The organism is Streptomyces sp. NPDC050528, from assembly GCF_044457795.1.
GTDB lineage: Bacteria > Actinomycetota > Actinomycetes > Streptomycetales > Streptomycetaceae > Streptomyces.
Window position 1 is genome coordinate 242,628 of the sequence record NZ_JBITHH010000012.1, and the last position, 19,285, is coordinate 261,912.

A 19,285-nucleotide genomic window follows, 5' to 3' on the forward strand; every position below is an offset into this window, starting at 1 on the left:
TTTCCCCCGGAGTGCGGCGAAACGCCATTACGGGCAAAGAAGGCCTCATGTTCCGGCGGACGAACTCGCCCGCCCCTCCTCCTGCGGTACGGCGTATCCGGGGACAGAAGGCCAGCGCAGAGTCAGTACGACGGAGTCGTCCTCGGCGGTCCAGGAGTGATCCACTCCCTGGCCCCAGACGACATAGTCGCCCTGTTCTTCCAACAGCACGCTTCGGCCGGGGAACTCCATACGGAAGCGACCCGAGATCAGGACCAGGAGAGCCGCGCGCACTTCGCCCTTCACCCACTGCGCCCGCTGTTCGCCGCGCGGGTGGACGCCCCATTTGACCTCGACAGCGTCGCTGTGGAGAGGAGTGCCTTCCTCTTTGAAGTGCCCGAGCAGCCACCCCCGGTCCAGTGCCGCGTCTTTGCCCGCATTACCCACGTACACGCCGTCTTCCATGCGCCGGAAGGCTAGCAGCCGACCACTGCGGCAGTAACAGGGTGCCTAGCGCATCGTCCCGGGCCGAATGGCGTCGAGCAGCAGGTTCGCGGCCACCGCCGCTCCGTCGGTGCGGATCCTGCCGCCCAGAGCCTTGGCCCGAGCCCGTGTCTCAGGTGCCAGGGCCGTCTTGAACGCGACGCTCAAGGACTCGGTCGTCGGAGCCGGACTGTCGAGTGCCGCACCGAGATCCAGCTCCGCGACCTGACCGGCCCAGTAAGGGTTGTCCGCCAACTGGAGAGGGACCACCACCTGCGGCGCACCCGCCCGGGCGGCCGTCAGCGTCGTGCCCGCACCACCGTGGTGGACGACGGCGGCCACCCTTTCGAACAGCTGCTGATGGCTGACCTCGCCGATGGCGAGGCAGTCGTCCTGGTCGTCACCCAGGTCCAGGTCCGCCCAGCCGCGCGAGACGAGTACGCGGTGATCCTGTGCCCGGATCGCCTCGACGGCCCTGCGGGCGATGTCCGGGGACGGGCGGATGCTGCCGAAACCCACATAGACCGGCGGCGCGCCCGCGTCCAGGAACGCCAACAGGTCGGCCGGCAGCGGGCGTTCGTCCGGCAGCGTCCACGCCCCCGTCTGGATCACGTCGAGGCCCGGGGTCTTCCGCCACGGTCCCAGGACCGGATCCGCCGCCAGCCACGGCCGGTCGGTGAAGACGTGATCGCGGACGTTGTCCACCGGGGACAGACCGAGAACTGCCCGGTGTTCGTTGAGCGGTTCGGCGAATTGCGCGTTCACGTTGCGGGCGTCCAGCTCCCACAGCGTCAGGTTGTCGTTCGCCTCCGGCTCCGGCCAGCCCGGCCGCGGGGGCGGCGCGTGGTACGGCGACGGCAGGTTGACCGCCGAATAGCTCGTGTACACGTAGCGGACGCCCGCGGCCTCGGCCACGGACCGCGCGGCGATCTGCGCCAGGCCCGCCGCCACCAGCGCGTCACATCCGTCGAGCGCCGCGGGGAAGATGTCGAACTGTGCGTCGAGCATTTCGGCCCGGTACCGGGCCAGTTCCGCCGCCGACGGCAGCTTCGTCCCGCTCATCAACGCCCGTACCGGTGGCCCGACCGGCACCAGTCGTACCCCGAGACCTGCCAGCCGCTGCGCGAACTCCTCGTCGGGCGGGGCGCACATCCGCACCTCCACGCCGAGCTCCCGCAGCCGCACCGCGAGTGCCACCAGCGGTTCGACATCGCCCCGCGTCCCGTACGTGGACAACAGCACCCGCATTCCGCGTCCTCTTTCGCTCGGTCTTCCGGTGCGTCTCGGCCCGCGCCCGCCCGGGTTTCGAGCGGTCCACGTCGACGGCGAGGGGTCGGCGGCAGCAGTCTACGTCGCGTGATCCTCAACGCGGCAGTAGTCCTCGAACACCGGAATGCAGGCATCCGCGGCGCCTCACCCTCGCCCGGGTGCACACGCAAGTCAGCGCCGTCGTACCGGATTTGGAGGCGTTAGGCTCCGCCCGAGTGCCGGTTCCGGAGCGCCGTACGGTGGTCGGTCCACTCCCTCATGGCCGGGTGACGAGGGCAGTGTCTCCTTGAACTTCGGAGACCGGCGGCCGGAGTTGCCCCTCCCACGGCCCAACTCGGCTGTTTCCACGCCGACTTCTTCCTTCGTCGGCAACGGCGAATACCCACCGGGCACCTTGGGGACAATCTCGTCGATCAACGTTCGCTCCCTCTCACACGGAGCCGTCGTCGGTGACACAGACTGAGAGCCACTCCATGCGTAGTTCGTCCGTGCCCGTTCCTGACGTTTCGATCATCTTGCCCTGCGCCGGATTCGCGACGCGCTTCGGTGCGCCCTACTCGAAGGAGCTGCACTGTCTGGCTCCCGGGGTCACCGTGCTGGACCGCAGCCTGGAGACCGTGGTCGAGCTGGCCAAGAGCGGACTCAACGTGCGCGTGGTCGTCGTGTTCGGGGCACACAAGCTCGACACAGTGGGCTATCTCGCGCGGTACGCCGAGACCTTTCAGATGGTCTTCGTCTACCAGGACCATTCGCTCGAACCGGATCTCGACGGCGCGATCCGGTCCGCCCTGCCGATGACGCAGGGGCCGGTGGCCCTTGTCCTGCCCGACATCGTTGTCTCCGGCGCGGGCAGTGCCGGCAGTCTCCTGGCCGCACTGCGGCAGACGGAGGTCGCGGGGTGGAGCGTCGTGGCCGCCGAGGAGCGGAACCCCGACACCCTGCGGCAGATGGGCGCGCTCGCCGTGGTCGAGGGGGACGGCATCACGACGGTCCGCGCGGCCACCGACAAGCCCTCGGATCCGTCGGGCTACAACGCGTTCTGGGGCATGGTGGCAGTCACCGAGAAGGAGGCACACCGCTTGCCCGACGTGGCGAGCAAAGGGGCGGACAGCCCACTGGCCGGTGCCGTCGCCCTCATCGTGGAGCGAATCGTCAACTACAACACCACCATGGGCTGACTCCCGGGGCACCGACTCGGGCTCGATGGGAGAACCCGCCGCCCCTGATGTGAACGACACGGGTTCGTCGCGTCGGGCCACAGGTCGTACCGCCACCCCGGTGCCTTCAGCGCCGATAGGTCCACGCGGGGTATCGGGGTAGCGGGGTAATCGCACCCTCGGCCGGACCAGCCCAACCAACCCCACCACCGCGCCCGGCGATCACTGAAGTTCCTCGCCACAGCCACTGCGATCCGTCATGCCCTGGAGTCGTCCCGGCCCTCCGCCCGGATGAGCCGCTCGTCCGGGATCACCGCGACCCCCAGGATCTCGATCATCGCCTCCGGCTGCCACAGCGCGGTCGTGCCGATCCCGGCCATCGCCGGATAGACCGGCCCCGCGAGCTCGCGCCAGACCTTCCCGATCTCCTTGCCGTGCGCCTGGTAGTCGGGGATGTCGGTGAGGTAGATGGTCAGGCTCACCAGGTCCTCGGGGATGCCACCGGCCGCGCGCAACGTGGTGAGCACGTTGCCGAACGCCTGCCGGAACTGCTCGACGATGCCGCCGGAGACGATCCGCATGTCCGCGTCCAGGGCCGTCTGTCCGCCCAGGTAGAGCGTGTTGCCGCTCAGCGTGCCGTGCGAGTAGCCGCTCGGTGCGGGGAGCGAGGGCGGGTTCACCGGGATCGGAGTCATTGCTGGTTGCTCCTCGGATGGATCGGACGGACCGGACTGGGCTGGACTGCACGAGCTGACTCAAGCAGCGTAGCCCATCTATTGACTGTTTTCGACGGTCGTGAAAATCTCGCTATAACGCACCCCGGACATCCCGACCACCCCGGTCGCTCCGGCCGCCGCCCCCACCCCGAGGGAGTACGCCCATGAAGCTCGCCACCGTGGCCCACGGAGGCCGTACCACGGCCGCCGTGCTCGACGGCGACCACTGGCGGGCACTGCCGGCCGACGACCTGTCCGCACTGCTGGCGACCACGGACCCCGACCGCATCGCGAGCCTCGCCGGGGCCGAACTGCCCGGCGCCACACCGGTGTTGCCCCTGCCGTCCCCGCGCAAGGTCGTCTGCTGCGGCCTCAACTACGCCGACCACATCACCGAGATGGGCCGCGAACTGCCGGCCCACCCCACGCTCTTCGCCAAGTACGCCGACACGCTGACCGGCCCCGAGGACGACCTGGTCCTCCCACCCGGCCTCGACGTGGACTGGGAGGCCGAGCTGGCGGTCGTCGTCGGGGCCGAGCTCCGGAACGCGGACCGGCACACGGCCGAACGGGCCATCGCCGGATACACGATCGCCAACGACATCAGCGTGCGCGACTGGCAGAAGCGCACCCTCCAGTGGTTCCAGGGCAAGGCATGGGACCGCACCACCCCGCTCGGCCCGGTGCTCGTCACGCCCGACGAGCTCGACCCGGTCGCGGGCGTCGAGGTGATCTGCCGGGTCAACGGCGTCGAGCGGCAGCGCGGAAACACGAGCACGCTGGTGTTCGACGCCGCCGACCTGCTCGCCTATGTCTCCACCTTCACGGTCCTGCGCCCCGGCGACATCGTGCTCACCGGCACCCCCGGCGGCGTGGGCTCGGGCATGAAACCACCGGTCTTCCTCGCCGACGGCGATCTCGTCGAGACCGAGATCCCCGGCATCGGCACCCTGCGCAACCGCTTCCGCCTCACCGACCACCGCCTCACCGACTCCAGGAGCTGATCATGGAACCCGATTTCTCCAAGTACGTCCTAGAGGGCGACAACTCGTCGTACGCCAACGAGTCCGGACTGGTCGTCCCGGTCGTGACGCGCGGTGGCCTGGAGGTCGGCGCCACGGGTCAGTCCGCAGGCGCGACCCGGATCTCGGGCGTGTCCGTGCAGCACACGCCGGCCACCAAGCTGTGGTTCGGGAAGGTGAGCAACGAGTCGGGCTATCGCTCGGTGCCGCACCACCACGGCGAGGCCGAGACCGGCGGCTACGTGCTCTCCGGCCGGGCCCGCATCTATTTCGGTGAACGCTTCGAGGACTACCTCGACCTCGCGGAGGGTGACTGGGTCTTCGTCCCGCCGTTCATGCCGCACGTCGAGTGCAACCTCGACCGCAACAACCCGCTGACCTGGATGACGACCCGTACTCCGGAGAACATCGTGGTCAACCTGGCCGAGGTCGCCGACGCCGACCTGCGCGACTGGCTGGACCGGCCGTGAACGACATCCAGAGCACCAGCTCAGACTCCTACGCCACCGGCGCCGACCTCCGCTCCGTCCCGACCTCGGCGGCCTTCACCGCGGCGATCGCCCTCACCCCCGTCGAGCCCGAGCACTTCGACCTCGCCTTCACCGCGACCACCCAGCCCTGCCCCTGGCCGAAGGCGTACGGCGGTGACATGGTCGCGCAGGCCACCGCCGCCGCGATGCGCTCGGTCGAGGGCAAGACGCTGCACTCGATGCACTCCTACTTCCTGCGGCCGGTCGACATCGGCGCCGAAGTCCGTTACGAGGTCGAGCTGTTGCGCGACGGCCGGGGCTACGCCACCCGGCAGGTACGCGGCTTCCAGAACGGCAAGCCCGTCTACACCTGCCTAGCCAACTTCGCCGCGGGCGAGCCGGGCGCCACCTACGCCGCCGAACCCCCTGTCGGCGTACCGGGCCCGACCGAACTGCCCAGCTCCGCCTCGTACTTGCGCGACACGGCCGCGCCCCGGGGCACGATGACCGACACCTCCGAGGAGTACTGGAGCGGCGGCCGCAGCTTCGACATGCGGCACGTGCCCGGACCCGTCTACCTCACGGTCGAGGGTGAGCGCGTACCCCAACAGGCCGTGTGGGTAAGGCCGTTCGACACCCTGCGCCCAGTCGCCGGCCTCACCGACGAGCAGCGCGACCTCGCCGCGCTCGCCTATGTCTGCGACTACACGATCCTCGAACCCGTCCTCCGCGTACTGGACCTGCCGTGGGCCCTCCCGGGACTCATCACCGCGAGCCTCGACCACGCGATGTGGTTCCACCGGCCCGCCCCCATGGACGGCTGGCTCCTCTACGCCCAGGAAGCCGTCGCCGCCGACGCCGGTCGCGGCCTCGCCACCGGCCGGTTCTTCACTCCCTCCGGTACCCACCTGGCCACCGTCGTCCAGGAAGGCCTGATCCGCAGCTCTTGATTCCCACGCAGCTCCTGATCCCTGCACGGCCCGCCCCCGGCCTGCGGAAAGGACCCTCCCGATGGACCAGTTGGACCAGATGGGCCTCTCGCCCTCCGCCTATCCGGACACGTTCGCCCGCGACCACCTCCCACCGCGTGCCCAGTGGCCGGTCCTGGAGTTCACCACCGACGAACTCCGCTACCCCGAACGCCTCAACGCCGGCGCCGAGTTGATCGACATCCCCACCGCCACCTTCGGCCCCGACCGCCCGGCCCTGCGCACACCGGAGGGCGAGGTGTGGACCTACGGCGAACTCCTGCACCGCGCCAACCAGATCGCCCACGTCCTCACCGAAGACCTGGGCCTGGTCCCCGGCAACCGCGTGCTACTCCGCTCCCCCAACAACCCCTGGGTCGTGGCATGTTGGCTGGGCACCCTCAAGGCCGGCGGCATCGTCGTCACCACGATGGCGGCCCTGCGCGCCCGCGAACTCACGCCCGTCGTCGAGAAGACCCGCCCGACCGTCGCCCTGGTCGACCACCGCTTCACGGCGGACGTCGAGACCGTCCGGGACACCGTCCTGCCGGACCTCACGATCGTGGCCTACGGCGGCGACGCATCCGACGACCTGACGCGTCAAGTGGCTTCGAAATCAGGGGAGTTCACGGCGGTCGACACCGCCGCCGACGACGTGGCCCTCTTCGGACCCACCTCGGGCAGCACCGGCGTACCGAAGATCACCACCCACTTCCACCGCGACATCCTGTCGATCGACAACACCTTCGGCCGGCACACGCTCCGCCTGCAGCCGGACGACCTGGTCTCGTGCACCGCCCCGCTCGCCTTCACCTTCGGGCTCGGCATCCTGGTCGTCTGCGCCCTGCGGGCCGGTGCCTGCGCACTACTGACGGAGGCCGTAGCGCCGGAGCCGCTGGCCGAGTTGGTCGCCGAGGCCGGGGTCACCGTACTGGCGACCGCGCCCACGGCATACCGGCAGATCCTCAAGGCCGGCAAGGCCGACCGGCTGCACGGTCTGCGCGGTGCGGTCAGCGCCGGGGAGCACATACCGGAAGAAGTGTGGGAGCAACTCCGCACCGAGACCGGCATCAAGGTCATCGACGGCATCGGCGCCACCGAGATGATCCACATCTTCATCTCCGCCGCCGGTGACGACATCCGGCCCGGCTCGACGGGACGGCCGGTCCCCGGGTACCGCGCCACGGTCCTCGACCTGGACGGCGAGGAGGTCGCCCCCGGTGTCGAAGGGCGGCTGGCCGTGATCGGCCCGGTCGGTTGCCGTTACCTCGACGACCCGCGCCAGGCGAACTACGTGGTGAACGGCTGGAACGTCACCGGCGACACCTTCGTGCGCGACGAGGACGGTTACTTCTACTACCGCACCCGCACGGACAACATGATCGTGTCCTCCGGCTACAACATCGGCGGTCCCGAGGTGGAGTCGGCCATCAACACCCACCCGGACGTCGTCGAGTCGGCGGTGGTCGCCAAGCCCGATCCCGAACGCGGCTCTGTCGTCTGCGCGTTCGTCGTCCTGGCCGAGGGCATCGTCGGCGACGCGGCCAAGGTCAAGGACATCCAGGACCACGTCAAGGCGCAGCTGGCGCCGTACAAGTACCCCCGGGCGGTGCGCTTCTGCGATGCGCTGCCCCGCAACACCAGCGGAAAGCTTCAGCACTTCCTGCTGCGTCGGCTCGTAGAGAACGAGAAGGAGACCCAGGCATGAGGATCGCGATCGTTGGCGGCGGGCCTGGTGGGCTGTACCTCGCCGCGCTGATGAAGCAGCTCGACCCCACGCACGAGATCACCGTGTGGGAGCGCAACGCCCCCGACGACACCTTCGGCTTCGGCGTGGTCTTCTCCGACGAGACCCTCGGCGGCATCGAGAACGCGGACACCGTCGTGCACGACGCGATGGAGAGCCGGTTCGCGCGCTGGACCGACATCGACATCGAGTTCGACGGCCACCCCTTCACCGTCGGCGGCCAGGGCTTCGCGGCGATGGCCCGCAAGGACCTGCTGCACATCCTCCAGGAACGGGCCGCCGAACTCGGCGTCACGGTCAACTACCGCACCCTCGCCCCGGAGGTCGACGAACTCCGCGGCTCCTACGACCTCGTGGTCGCGGCGGACGGCATCAACTCGGCGGTGCGCACCAAGTACGCCGACGCCTTCGTCCCCTCCCTGGACCAGCGCACCAACAAGTACATGTGGCTGGGCACCGACCGGGTCTTCGAGGCGTTTCAATTCCTCGTCAAGCAGACCGAGTTCGGAACGATGCAGATCCACGGCTACCCCTACTCCGACGCCGGTTCGACGTTCATCGTCGAGATGGCCGAGGACGTGTGGCGCAAGGCGGGCCTCGACGCGACCGAGGGCACGCAGTTTCCGCCCGGGGTGAGCGACGAGCGGTCGGTGGACCGGATCCGCGAGATCTTCGCCGCCGAACTCGCCGGGCACAACCTCCTTACCAACAACTCCCGTTGGCTGAACTTCACCACCGTCCGCAACGAGCGCTGGCACCACCACAACGTGGTCCTGCTGGGCGACGCGGCCCACACCGCGCACTTCTCCATCGGTTCCGGCACCAAGCTGGCGATGGAGGACGCCCTCGCGCTCGCCGCGTGTCTGCACGAACACCCCACCGTGGACGAGGCGTTGACGGCGTACGAGACCGAGCGCCGCCCGGTGGTGGAGTCCACGCAGCGCGCCGCGCAGGCCTCCCTTGAGTGGTTCGAGAACATCGGCCGGTACGCCGACCAGGACCCCGCGCAGTTCTGCTTCAACCTGCTCACGCGCTCCCGCCGGATCACCTTCGACAACCTCAAGGACCGCGACCCCGGCTTCGCCGACCTCATCGAGCGCGGCTTCGCGGAAGCCCAGGGCCTCACCAAGTCGGTCCCCGCGATGTTCCAGCCGTTCGCCATCGGCGGCCTGGAGCTGAAGAACCGGATCATCGTCTCGCCGATGGACATGTACTCCGCCGTCGACGGCGTGCCGGACGACTTCCACGTCGTCCACCTCGGTTCCAAGGCGCTCGGCGGCGCGGGCCTGGTCATGACCGAGATGGTCTGCGTCTCCCCCGAGGCCCGCATCACCCCGGGCTGCACGGGTCTGTGGAACGACACGCAGCGCGACGCCTGGACCCGGGTGACCGACTTCGTGCACGGCCGCAGCACCGCCAAGATCGGTCTCCAGCTGGGCCATTCGGGCCGCAAGGGCTCAACTCGCCGCATGTGGGAGGGCATTGACGAGCCGCTGACCGAGGGCAACTGGGAGGTCGTGGGCCCGTCTCCGCTGCCCTACGGCACGGGCTGCCACCAGCCGCGCGAGATGACCCGGGCCGACATGGACACGGTCGTCGCCGACTTCGTGGCCGCGGCCCGCCGGGGCGCCGAAGCAGGCTTCGACCTCCTCGAAGTCCACGCCGCCCACGGCTACTTGCTCTCTTCCTTCCTCTCCCCCATCGCCAACCACCGCACCGACGAGTACGGCGGCGACCTCACCAACCGGCTGCGTTTCCCGCTGGAGGTCTTCGACGCCGTACGGTCCGCGTTCCCCGCCGACCGCCCGGTGACGGTCCGGATCTCGGCCACCGACTGGGTGCCCGACGGGAACACCGAGCACGACGCGGTGGAGATCGCGCGGGCGTTCGTCGCACATGGCGCGGCTGCCGTCGACGTGTCGTCCGGCCAGGTCACCCGGGACGAGAAGCCGGCGTACGGCCGCTCGTACCAGACCCCGTTCGCCGACCGCATCCGGCACGAGGTCGCCGCTCCGGCGGGCGCGGCCGTGATCGCCGTAGGAGCGATCTCGTCGTACGACGACGTCAACTCGATCCTGCTCGCCGGGCGGGCCGATCTGTGTGCGCTCGGCCGCACCCATCTCTACAACCCGCAGTGGACGCTGCAGGCGGCCGCCGAGCAGGAGTACCGCGGTGCGGGTGCCGACTGGCCGGTGCAGTTCGCGGCCGGCCGCCGCAAGCCGCCGACCTCGCGGACGGATGCGGTCCGGCCGCGGCTCGCGCTGCTGCGCGAGACTCCACGGGACACGGTTCACCTGCGCTGGACCCCGGGCAGGGCGGCGGAATGAGCGGGCCGTTCGGCGTGCACCGTGCGCGCGTGGAGTGGATCGACACCGACGCGGCGGGGATCTACCACAACACCACCGTCGTCCGGTTCGCCGAGGCGGCGGAGGCCGAGCTGATGCGCGCGTACGACATCCCGGGCTACTTCCCGGTGGCGCCGAGGGTGCGCTACGAGGTGGAGTTCGAGGCGTCGATCCGGTTCGGCGAGGAGGTCGAGACCCGGGTCGAGCTGATCCGCCTCGGCCGGTCCTCGATGACCTTCGGCTTCGAGGTGTGGCGCACCGCCGAGGACGGCAAGCCGAACTGCCGCGCCGCGCACGGCAGTTACGTCACCGTCCACGTCCCCGACAAGGCGACCGGCGGCAGCGCGCCCTGGCCGGCCGCCTGGCGTGCCGCGCTGGGCGGCCGGGCGGAATCCGCCTCCGTACGGGCGCACTGAAATACTACGATCGTGACGGCAAGCGACTTCGAAGACGACAGCCCGGGCCAGCCCGCCCCGCCGCGATCCCTGATCGTGACGGTGTACGGGCTCTACGCGCGCGAGGTCGGCGGCTGGATCAGTGTGAGCACCCTGATCCGGCTGCTCGCCGAACTCGACGTGGACGCCCAGGCGGTCCGCTCGTCGATCTCCCGGCTCAAGCGCCGCGAGATCCTGGTGTCCGAGCGCCGGGACGGCCGCGCGGGCTACGCGCTCTCGCCGTACGCCCGTTCCGTCCTGGAGACCGGTGACCGGCGCATCTTCGAACGGCACGCCGTCACCGACGACGGCTGGGTCATCGCCGTCTTCTCAGTGCCGGAGAGCGAGCGCCAGCACCGGCACCAACTCCGTTCCCGGCTGGCCTGGTTGGGCTTCGGGACGGTCTCGTCCGGGATCTGGATCGCCCCGGCCCACGCCCTCGACGACACCCGCGACCACCTGCTCCGGCACGGCCTGGACCAGTACGTCGACCTCTTCCGCGGCGACTACGTGGCCTTCGGTGACCCGGCCGAACAGGTGGGCCGCTGGTGGGACTTGGACGCGCTCCAGAAGCTCTACGACGATTTCGTCGCCGAGTTCACGTCGATGGCCGGGCGTTGGGCCGGACCGGGCCGGACCTCACTGTCGGACCAGGACGCGTTCATCGACTACGTCCATGTCCTCACCGCCTGGCGCCGGTTGCCCTATCTCGACCCGGGCCTGCCCAGCTCCCTCCTCCCCGCCACCTGGTCCGGCACCACGGCGGCCGACCTCTTCGCCACGCTCCGGCACACCCTGGCGGACCCGGCGCACGCCTTCGCCCGGAGGCTGCTGGACGACGACCCGTCGTGATCCGGCGAGGTCAACTCCCGAACGCCTGACGGAACTTGGCGACGTCCTCCGGCGTGGCCTCGATCGCGGCGCACATCGGGACGAAGCCGTCCTTGGCGCCGATGATGTAGTGCCCGCCCTCCGTATACGTCAGCGTCTCCGAGACCTCGGTGTCGCTGGTGAGGACGACCGTCTCCGCGTCGCCGCCCTTGAACCACCGGTCCACGTGGAACGTGGCCGTCGAGCCGTTGACGGACGTGGCCGTTCCTTCGAAGAGGGTCGGGTATTTGCCCAGGGTGTCGACTCCGGGCACCATGCACTTGCCGGAGCCGCCCTCGGCGGTGAGCCGCAGTGCGCCGGCCGGGGCCCCGGTCTTGGTCGCGGCCGAATGCCCGTTGCCGTCACCGCTGTTGGCCATGATTCCTCCGGCGACGCCGCCGCCCAGTACCAGTAGTCCGGCCGCCGCGAGTCCGAAGAGATGACGGCGTGCCCATCCCGCGGTCGCGATGCCGGCGGCCGTGGTCGCGGACTGCAGCGCGGTGTCGGTGTTCAAGGTGTCCTCCACAAGGCGGTCGATGTCGGGCGGCGGAGCAACTCCGGTCAGTGCCGGGTCCGCGGACTTCAGCCGGGCCAGCAACTCGTCGTCATTCACTGACTGCTCCTTCCTTCATCCCTCTTGTGTCCGGTCGGTTCGGCATCCTTTCGCCCCAACTGTGCGGCGATTTTCTTCTTCGCCCGATGGAGCCGGATGCTCACCGCGTTGGACGTCAGCCCGGTCGCCTCCGCGATCTGGCGCGGCGCCAGCCCCTCCCACGCCCACAGCCGCACCACCTCGCGGTCCAGCGCCCCGAGGGCATCGAGCGCGGCATGCAGCTCGCTGTGATCGGCGGCCCCCGCCGGAGTCTCCTCCTGACTGCGGATCAGCCGCTCCACGAGCCGGAGTCTGCGCCCGTCGGCCCGGCGGGCGTTCGCCAGACACCCGCGTGCCACGCCGTAACACCACGGCAGCACGTCACCGGGATCGGGCTCGTCCGTGCCCAGCCCGGGGACGTCGTCGAGCCGGCGCCACAGGACGAGCATCGTCTCCGACAGGACGTCCTCGCCCATGTCGGCGCTCGTCCGTCGCAGCAGATACCGGTGCAGCGGTTCCACCACCAGGTGCGCCAGTCCTTCGAAGCGCGCCCGCCGCATCCGGCGCGCCTCCTGTTCCGTCATGGATTCCACACCCCGTACTGTCCGGCAGCCGCCGGTTCCTTTCATGACGCAGCACCACGCGCATCTTGTTTCAAGTTACACGTAAGTGCATAATGTCGTTATGCATAAGCGGGTTATGGATCCAGCGATCTCCGAGGCCTCATCCGAGACATCGCCCGAGGACCTGATCGTCGCCGTCGAGAGGATGGTCCGCTACGTCCGGCAGAGCGCCGTCACCGGCGGTCTGAGCATGGCCGCCTCCGCCGTCCTCGGACGCCTGGGCCGTGAGGGCCCGTGCCGGCTGACCGATCTGGCCCGGGCCGAGGGCGCCACCCAACCGAACATGACGCAACTCGTCACCCGGCTGGAGCGCGCGGACCTGGTGCGGCGCACCGCGGACCGCAGTGACGGCCGGGGCGTGCTGGTGGAGGTGACCGACACGGGCCTGGAGGTCTCCCGACAGCGGCGCGCCGAACGCGCCCACGCCCTGCACCTGCTCATCGAGGAACTGAGCGAGCCGGAGCAGCGGGCGGTGCGGATCGCCCTCCCCGCCCTGGCCCGCGCGATCCAGGACCGCCAGGACCGCTCCTGACGTCTCCGCATCCCCCTTCAACTCCTTGGAGGACCAGCACACATGAGCGCACCACGTGGAAATGTCGCCGGCCCGTTCCGGCAGCCCAAGGCCGTCTGGGCCGTCGCGTTCGCCTGCGTCATCTCCTTCATGGGGATCGGGCTCGTCGACCCGATCCTGCCCGCCCTGGCCAAGAACCTGCACGCCACGCCGAGTCAGGTCTCCCTGCTGTTCAGCAGCTACCTGATCGTGACGGCGGTGGCGATGCTGTTCGTGGGCTGGTTCTCCAGCCGCTTCGGCGCCAAGCGCACCCTCGTCATAGGCCTGGCGGTCATCGTCGTCTTCGCCGCCCTGGCCGGCACCTCCGGTTCCATCAACGGCATCGTCGGCTTCCGCGCGGGCTGGGGGCTGGGCAACGCCCTGTTCATCGCCACGTCCCTGGCCGTCATCGTGGCGTCGGCCAGCGGCGGGTTCGGTGGCGCGATCATCCTGTACGAGACCGCGCTGGGCCTCGGTATCGCCGTAGGGCCGCTGCTCGGCGGCGAGTTGGGCGGCATCAGCTGGCGCGGACCGTTCTTCGGCGTCGCCGTCCTGATGGCCATCGCGCTCGTCGCCACCGTCGTATTCGTGCCGGACCTGCCCAAGCCGGAGCGGGTCACCTCGCCCCTCGCGCCGCTGAAGGCGCTGCGCCACCGCGGTCTGCTGACGATGGGCATCATGGCGCTGCTGTACAACTGGGGCTTCTTCACCATGCTGGGCTACGCCCCCTACCCCATGGAGCTCAACGCCCACCAGCTCGGTCTCGTCTTCACCGCCTGGGGACTGCTCGTGGCCGCGTTCAGCGTCTTCTTCGCGCCGCGCCTCCAGGCCCGCTTCGGCACCGCACCGGTCCTGTACGCGAATCTGGTCGGCCTCTCCATCGTGATGGGGGTGATCGCGGCGGGTGTCGCCACGCCGACCGTGGTCATCGTGGCGGTCATCGTCAGCGGTGCCTTCATCGGCGTCAACAACACCCTCACCACCCAGGCCGTCATGCTCGTCTCGCCGGTGGAACGACCGGTCGCCTCGTCCGCGTACGGCTTCCTGCGCTTCATCGGTGGTGGTCTGGCCCCGTACGTGGCGGGCAAGCTCGCCGACGCCACCGATCTGAGTGTCCCGTTCTATCTCGGCGCGGCCACGTTCCTGCTGGCCATCCCGGTCCTGGCCAGCGGCCACAGCCTGCTCCGCGAGGCCGAACAGCGCTCCGACGAGGGCGAGTCGGTCGGCCCGACCCTCACCCCCGTCGGCAAGCCCGTGAGCGGAAGCGCACCTCGGATCATCGTCGCCGTCTCCGCGCACGACCAGGCCCCCGCGATCGTCGACGCGGCGGCCCGGCTCGCCCGCGACACGCACAGCCCGCTGGAGGTCGTGCACGTCCAACTGACCTCCGTGGTCGAGGAATTGGCCGCCGACACGGAGACGCGCGACCAGGCCCGAGCGGCCGTGACCGCCCACCTCGACCGCCTCGCCGCGCAGGGCGTCCCGGCGACCGGCCAGATCCTCACCACCGTCGGCGACCACTCCGCGGCCGGCCGTGTACTGGCCCGGCACGCCTCCGACACGGGCGCCCGCGCCATCGCCGTCGGCCACTCGCCGCACGGCCCCCTCACCCAGTTCGCGGAAGGCAGTTTCACCACCGCCGTCACCCACGCGGCCACCTGCACCGTCGTCCTCGTCGAACCCGACAACGCGCCGCGACCCCTCACCTCGGCCTCCCTGTCGGCACTGCGCGACGGGGCGGCCTGACCACCACCGCACACCGACATGTGGCGGGCCCGGCAACCGACGGGCCCGCCACAAACATGTGCGGACCCTCGTAACAAGCACCCGGGAGCGACCGGTACGGGAACCCGAGGTCAGGTCGCAGGTTCACGAATTCCCTGACGCGCCGTCATGAAATAACCGTGTTAACTCGGCGCCCGAACCCTTGCCAAGCAGAGATAGTACGTGCTCGGATTATCTCTGTCGGGCGGTACCCCACCGCTCCGAATCCGCTGCTCAACCCATGCACCGCGGGGTCTGTCCGCCCTGCCTCCGCTCCCTGTCTCCCCCCTCTCCCTCTCTTCGCTCCCCCTTTCCGTCACCGTGTCCGGAGCGTGTCTGCGGCATGTCCGCAGCGCGCCGAAGAGCGCGCTCGGTACCCCCGGCGATACCTGGAGAAGCCCGTGTTCGATCTTTCGTCCGTCGATCTGCTCGACGCCTTCACCCGCGAGCTGAAGCTCTGCAAGCTGCGCAGCGACGAGCACGTCGTGGTGCTGTCCGAGCCCGGCAGCCGCGGTGACTACGTCGCCGCCGCGTTCGGTGCCGCCAAGGCGTGCGGGGCGCACGTCATCTCCGCGACCGTGCCGGGTGGCAGCCCCGCGCCGATGCCGAGCACCCACACCGGTGCGGGTCCCGGCCTGGTCTCCGTGCTCAACGACCGCACCGCGCAGGACCTGTTGAAGTCCGCCGACCTGGTCGTCGACCTGACCCGCGAGGGCTTCATCCACGCGCCGGTCCAGCAGGAGATCCTGCGCGCCGGGACCCGCATCATCTTCGTCTGCGACGCCCCCGACGTCCTGATCCGCAACCTCCCCAAGGAGGGCGACAAAGCAGAGGTGTTGGAGGGCGTCGACCTGCTGAAGCGGTCGTCCGTCATGCGGGTCACCTCGGACGCGGGAACCGACCTCACCGTCCAACTCGCAGGTTCCAAGCCGGAGTTCCAGTGCGGCTTCGCCGACGACCCGGGCCGCTGGGACCACTGGCCGAGCACGATGGTGCTGTGCTGGCCGGAGATCTCCGACGGCCAGATCGTGCTCGCCGAGGGCGACATCCTGCTGCCCTTCAAGGAGTACGTCCGCTCCCCCGTCACCCTGCAGATCGCGGGCGGTCACATCGAGAAGGTGTCCGGCGGCGCCGAGGCCGAACTGCTGTCGACGTTCTTCGAGGACGCCCGGGACCAGTGGGCGCGCAGCCTCTCCCACATGGGCTGGGGCCTGATGCGCACGGCCGACTGGTTCGCCACGGCGATGTACGGCAAGGACGACCTGATGGGCATGGACGCCCGCGCCTTCGCCGGCAACTTCCTCTGGTCGACGGGCCCGCACCCGGTCCTCGGCCGGGAGTCCTACGCCCACCTCGACATCGCGATGCGCGGCTGCACGGTCACGGTCGACGACGTCGAGGTCGTCACCGCCGGACAGCTCACCGACGGCTGACCGCGTCACCCCTCTCCCCGAACCACCCGTAACCGCACGCGAGTTGGAGGAAGTGTGGCGCCCAGCCAGTCGTACGAAGTCACCGTCGTCGGAGGAGGTCTCGGCGGGCTCACCACCGCGTTGGCACTGCGGCAGCGCGGTCTGCGGGTCACCGTCCTGGAGCAGGCGTCCGAGCTCGGCGAGGCCGGCGCGGGCATCCAGACGGCGCCCAACGCGAGCCGCGTCCTGATGGGGCTCGGGCTGCGCCCGCAGATGGAGGCCATCCACACCGAACCGCTCGACCAGGTGCGGCGGCGGTGGAAGGACGGCCGGATCGTCGGGCTGACCTCGCTGGGGCAGCGCTGCAAGGACCAGTTCAACGCCCCGTACTGGCACTACCACCGGGCCGATCTCCACCGCATCCTGCTGGACGCGTGCGTCGACCCCACCGGCCCCGGCCCCGTCGTGGACGTACACACCGCGAGCAAGGTCGTCGAACTGGACCGCACCGACCCCGACCGTCCCGTCGCCGTCACCGACGACGGTCGCCGCTACGCCGGTGACGTCCTCGTCGGCGCCGACGGCATCCGCTCGCGGACCCGCGATCTGATGGGCGCTCCCGACACCCTGCAGTTCTCCGGCGAGATGGCCTACCGGGCTTTGATCCCAGGGGAGTTGATCGCCGCCGACCCGGCGACGCGCTGGCTCGTGGACCGCTTCCAGAGCACCATCTGGTACGGCCCCGACCGGCACCTCGTGCACTACATGATCCGCGGCGGCGAGTACCTCAACATCGTGGCCTGCGTGCCCTGTACGGACGAGGTCGCCGAGAAGTGGAGCGTGTCCGCGACCGCGCAGGACCTCGTGGACGCCTTCCCCGGCTGGGACGACCGCGTACCGGCCATGCTGTCCAAGGCGAAGGAGGACGTCTCCGCCTTCGCCCTCCACCACCGGCGCCGCGACCCGGTGTGGACGGACGGCCGGGTCGCCCTCCTCGGCGACGCCTGCCACGCGATGCTCCCCTACCAGGCACAGGGCGCCTCGCAGGCCATGGAGGACGCGGCCGTACTGGCCGAGGAACTCGGCGCGGTCACCTCCGCCGGCGTCGAGGGGGCGCTGCGCCGCTACGTCGACCGGCGCGCCAAGCACGCCGGCATGGTCCAGGACGCGTCCCTGCGCAACAAGACCTTTTACCACCTGCCCGACGGCCCCCAACAGCGGGCCAGGGACGAGAAGTTGAAGAACTTCGACGGCGAGTCCGACCTCTCCTACGACTGGCTCTGGTCGGGCACACCGCTCAACGACCCGGATCTCGGCGCGTTCTCGTACCAGTTCGCGCGCTGAGCCCCCGCCCTTCTGAGCCGAGCCCCCTCCCTTCTGAAGAGTGCCCCATCCGGTCCGCACGCCGGAGCCCCGCGAAAAAGCGCGCCCGCAATCGTGCGGCACGTACCAGACACGAAACACCGTGGAGCGAACGTGAAAACAGGCGATCAGATAGTTCAGGAACTCCCCTGGAAATGGCCCGTCCAGGGAAAGATCTTCATCATCGGCGGCCTCGGCTACCTCTTCGACGCCTACGACATCGCCCTCAACGGCTTCCTGATGCCGCTGGTGGGCGCGCACTTCGACCTCTCCCTGAGCGATCGCGGCTACGTCGCCACCGCCAACCTCGTCGGCATGGCCGTGGGCGCCATCGTCTGGGGCTCGGTCGCGGACCGCATCGGCCGCAAGAAGGCCTTCAGCGTCACCCTGCTGATCTTCGCCCTGTTCTCCGTCCTCGGCGCGCTCTCGCCCACGTACCCCGTCTTCCTCGCGCTGCGCTTCCTCGCGGGCATCGGCCTCGGCGGCTGCATCCCCGTGGACTACGCGCTGGTCAGCGAGTTCTCGCCGCGCAAGTACCGGGGGCGGGTGCTGACCGGGCTCGACGTGTGGTGGCCGGTGGGCGTCACGCTGTGCGGGTTCGTGTCGACGGCCCTGCTGTCGGTCGACGGCAACTGGCGGTGGATGCTGACCACGATGGTCCTGCCCGCGCTGCTCCTGTTCTGGGCCCGACGAGGTATCCCGGAGTCGCCGATCTACCTGGCGAAGAAGGGCCGCGAGGCGGAGGCGAGGCAGGTCATCGACGACCTGGTCGCCCGCACCGGAGCGCCCACCGTGCTGTACACGATCCCGGAACCCGTCGCCGAGACCGGCCCGCGCGGAGTGGCGGCAGCGGCCGAACAGCTGCGCCGTGTATGGCAGTTCAGCCCGCGCATCACCTCGGCCGCGTGGCTCCTCTTCGCCACGATCATGCTGGTCTACTACGCGGCCCTGAGCTGGATGCCGACCATCCTCAAGGACGAGGGCCTCGGCGACACCGCGGCCTTCATGAAGACCACGTTGATGAGCGGGGTCGGCATCGTCGGTGTGCTGGCGTCCACGGCCCTCGTCGACATCGTCGGCCGCAAGTGGCTCATCGGGATCTCGGCACCGGTCGCCTCCGCCGCGCTCGTCGTGTTCGCGCTGGTGATGAAGATGCCGACGGGGTCCGTCGTAGCGATCGCCGTCTTCGGCTTCCTGATCCAGCTCACGATCCCCGCCCTCTACGCGTACGCCTCCGAGTTGTACCCCACCGAGTTGCGGGCCAGCGGCTTCGGCTGGGCCTCGTCGGTCAGCCGGGCGCTCACCGGTTTCGCCCCGATGCTGTTCGGCTCGCTGATGTGGCCCGCGTTGGGACTGGCAACGACCTTCGCAGTACTGGGAGTTGCGGTCCTGCTGGCCGTCGTGTGGATGGCGTTCGCCGCACCGGAGACGAAGGGCCGGGTCCTGGACGCCGACGAGGAGGAGCCGTCGGCCCTCCCCCGGCTGAGCGTCGCCGAACAGCCGGCGCTCTGAAGCACACCCC

At 69.8% G+C, this 19,285-nt stretch carries 18 protein-coding genes; 13 read left to right on the top strand and 5 right to left on the bottom strand.

Going from position 1 to position 19,285, the window contains the following annotated elements; genetic code table 11:
* Positions 1 to 45 precede the first annotated feature (45 nt).
* Complete coding sequence (locus tag ACIBK4_RS36355; RefSeq protein WP_399001843.1) at positions 46 to 444, bottom strand: signal peptidase I; 399 nt, start codon at positions 442 to 444, stop codon at positions 46 to 48.
* A 45-nt stretch (positions 445 to 489) separates the two neighbouring features.
* Positions 490 to 1,710, bottom strand: a complete 1,221-nt coding sequence (locus ACIBK4_RS36360; RefSeq protein WP_399001845.1) for a glycosyltransferase — start codon at positions 1,708 to 1,710, stop codon at positions 490 to 492.
* A 509-nt stretch (positions 1,711 to 2,219) separates the two neighbouring features.
* On the opposite strand from ACIBK4_RS36360, the gene ACIBK4_RS36365 reads away from it, so the two are divergent.
* Complete coding sequence (locus ACIBK4_RS36365) at positions 2,220 to 2,909, top strand: hypothetical protein (protein ID WP_399001847.1); 690 nt, start codon at positions 2,220 to 2,222, stop codon at positions 2,907 to 2,909.
* 236 nt (positions 2,910 to 3,145) lie between these two features.
* Here ACIBK4_RS36365 and ACIBK4_RS36370 read toward each other — a convergent pair whose 3' ends face one another.
* Positions 3,146 to 3,583, bottom strand: coding sequence for a RidA family protein (locus ACIBK4_RS36370; protein ID WP_399001849.1), 438 nt, complete (start codon positions 3,581 to 3,583; stop codon positions 3,146 to 3,148).
* Between the two features lie 185 nt (positions 3,584 to 3,768).
* Here ACIBK4_RS36370 and ACIBK4_RS36375 point away from each other — a divergent pair, with 185 nt between their 5' ends.
* From ACIBK4_RS36375 to ACIBK4_RS36405, 7 genes are all read left to right on the top strand, one after another.
* On the top strand, positions 3,769 to 4,608 hold the full coding sequence (locus tag ACIBK4_RS36375) for a fumarylacetoacetate hydrolase family protein (protein ID WP_399001851.1): 840 nt from the start codon (positions 3,769 to 3,771) through the stop codon (positions 4,606 to 4,608).
* Positions 4,609 to 4,610: 2 nt separating this feature from the next.
* Positions 4,611 to 5,096 (top strand): cupin domain-containing protein, encoded by a 486-nt coding sequence (locus ACIBK4_RS36380; RefSeq protein ID WP_366431923.1) that lies wholly within the window; start codon positions 4,611 to 4,613, stop codon positions 5,094 to 5,096.
* Between the two features lie 5 nt (positions 5,097 to 5,101).
* Positions 5,102 to 6,046: an acyl-CoA thioesterase gene (locus ACIBK4_RS36385; protein ID WP_399002196.1), complete on the top strand. Its 945-nt coding sequence runs from the start codon at positions 5,102 to 5,104 to the stop codon at positions 6,044 to 6,046.
* Positions 6,047 to 6,107: 61 nt separating this feature from the next.
* On the top strand, positions 6,108 to 7,772 hold the full coding sequence (locus tag ACIBK4_RS36390; protein WP_399001853.1) for an AMP-binding protein: 1,665 nt from the start codon (positions 6,108 to 6,110) through the stop codon (positions 7,770 to 7,772).
* Positions 7,769 to 10,138 (top strand): bifunctional salicylyl-CoA 5-hydroxylase/oxidoreductase, encoded by a 2,370-nt coding sequence (locus ACIBK4_RS36395; protein ID WP_399001855.1) that lies wholly within the window; start codon positions 7,769 to 7,771, stop codon positions 10,136 to 10,138. Before ACIBK4_RS36390 ends, ACIBK4_RS36395 begins: the two co-directional genes overlap by 4 nt.
* A gap of 29 nt (positions 10,139 to 10,167) precedes the next feature.
* Positions 10,168 to 10,572: an acyl-CoA thioesterase gene (locus ACIBK4_RS36400; RefSeq protein WP_399001857.1), complete on the top strand. Its 405-nt coding sequence runs from the start codon at positions 10,168 to 10,170 to the stop codon at positions 10,570 to 10,572.
* Between the two features lie 12 nt (positions 10,573 to 10,584).
* The gene (locus ACIBK4_RS36405; protein ID WP_399001859.1) at positions 10,585 to 11,442 is read left to right on the top strand and encodes a PaaX family transcriptional regulator C-terminal domain-containing protein; all 858 of its coding nucleotides are present in this window, start codon (positions 10,585 to 10,587) and stop codon (positions 11,440 to 11,442) included.
* 10 nt (positions 11,443 to 11,452) lie between these two features.
* On the opposite strand, the gene ACIBK4_RS36410 is transcribed toward ACIBK4_RS36405, so the two are convergent.
* Both ACIBK4_RS36410 and ACIBK4_RS36415 read right to left on the bottom strand, forming a co-directional pair.
* Positions 11,453 to 12,073 (bottom strand): hypothetical protein, encoded by a 621-nt coding sequence (locus ACIBK4_RS36410; protein ID WP_399001861.1) that lies wholly within the window; start codon positions 12,071 to 12,073, stop codon positions 11,453 to 11,455.
* Positions 12,070 to 12,636: an RNA polymerase sigma factor gene (locus tag ACIBK4_RS36415; protein ID WP_399001863.1), complete on the bottom strand. Its 567-nt coding sequence runs from the start codon at positions 12,634 to 12,636 to the stop codon at positions 12,070 to 12,072. The genes ACIBK4_RS36410 and ACIBK4_RS36415 overlap by 4 nt, the downstream gene beginning before the upstream one ends.
* Positions 12,637 to 12,751: 115 nt before the next feature.
* Between ACIBK4_RS36415 and ACIBK4_RS36420 the strand changes: the two genes are divergently transcribed.
* The 5 genes from ACIBK4_RS36420 (at position 12,752) to ACIBK4_RS36440 (ending at position 19,275) form a co-directional block, all read left to right on the top strand.
* On the top strand, positions 12,752 to 13,207 hold the full coding sequence (locus ACIBK4_RS36420; protein ID WP_399001865.1) for a MarR family winged helix-turn-helix transcriptional regulator: 456 nt from the start codon (positions 12,752 to 12,754) through the stop codon (positions 13,205 to 13,207).
* A gap of 42 nt (positions 13,208 to 13,249) precedes the next feature.
* A complete protein-coding gene (locus tag ACIBK4_RS36425) occupies positions 13,250 to 14,971 on the top strand; it encodes an MFS transporter (RefSeq protein ID WP_399001867.1) in 1,722 nt (573 codons plus the stop codon).
* Positions 14,972 to 15,390: 419 nt separating this feature from the next.
* Positions 15,391 to 16,422, top strand: coding sequence for a hypothetical protein (locus tag ACIBK4_RS36430; RefSeq protein ID WP_399001869.1), 1,032 nt, complete (start codon positions 15,391 to 15,393; stop codon positions 16,420 to 16,422).
* A gap of 54 nt (positions 16,423 to 16,476) precedes the next feature.
* The gene (locus ACIBK4_RS36435) at positions 16,477 to 17,745 is read left to right on the top strand and encodes an FAD-dependent oxidoreductase (protein WP_399001871.1); all 1,269 of its coding nucleotides are present in this window, start codon (positions 16,477 to 16,479) and stop codon (positions 17,743 to 17,745) included.
* Positions 17,746 to 17,877: 132 nt separating this feature from the next.
* A complete protein-coding gene (locus tag ACIBK4_RS36440; RefSeq protein ID WP_399001873.1) occupies positions 17,878 to 19,275 on the top strand; it encodes an MFS transporter in 1,398 nt (465 codons plus the stop codon).
* The last annotated feature ends 10 nt before the right edge of the window (positions 19,276 to 19,285 follow it).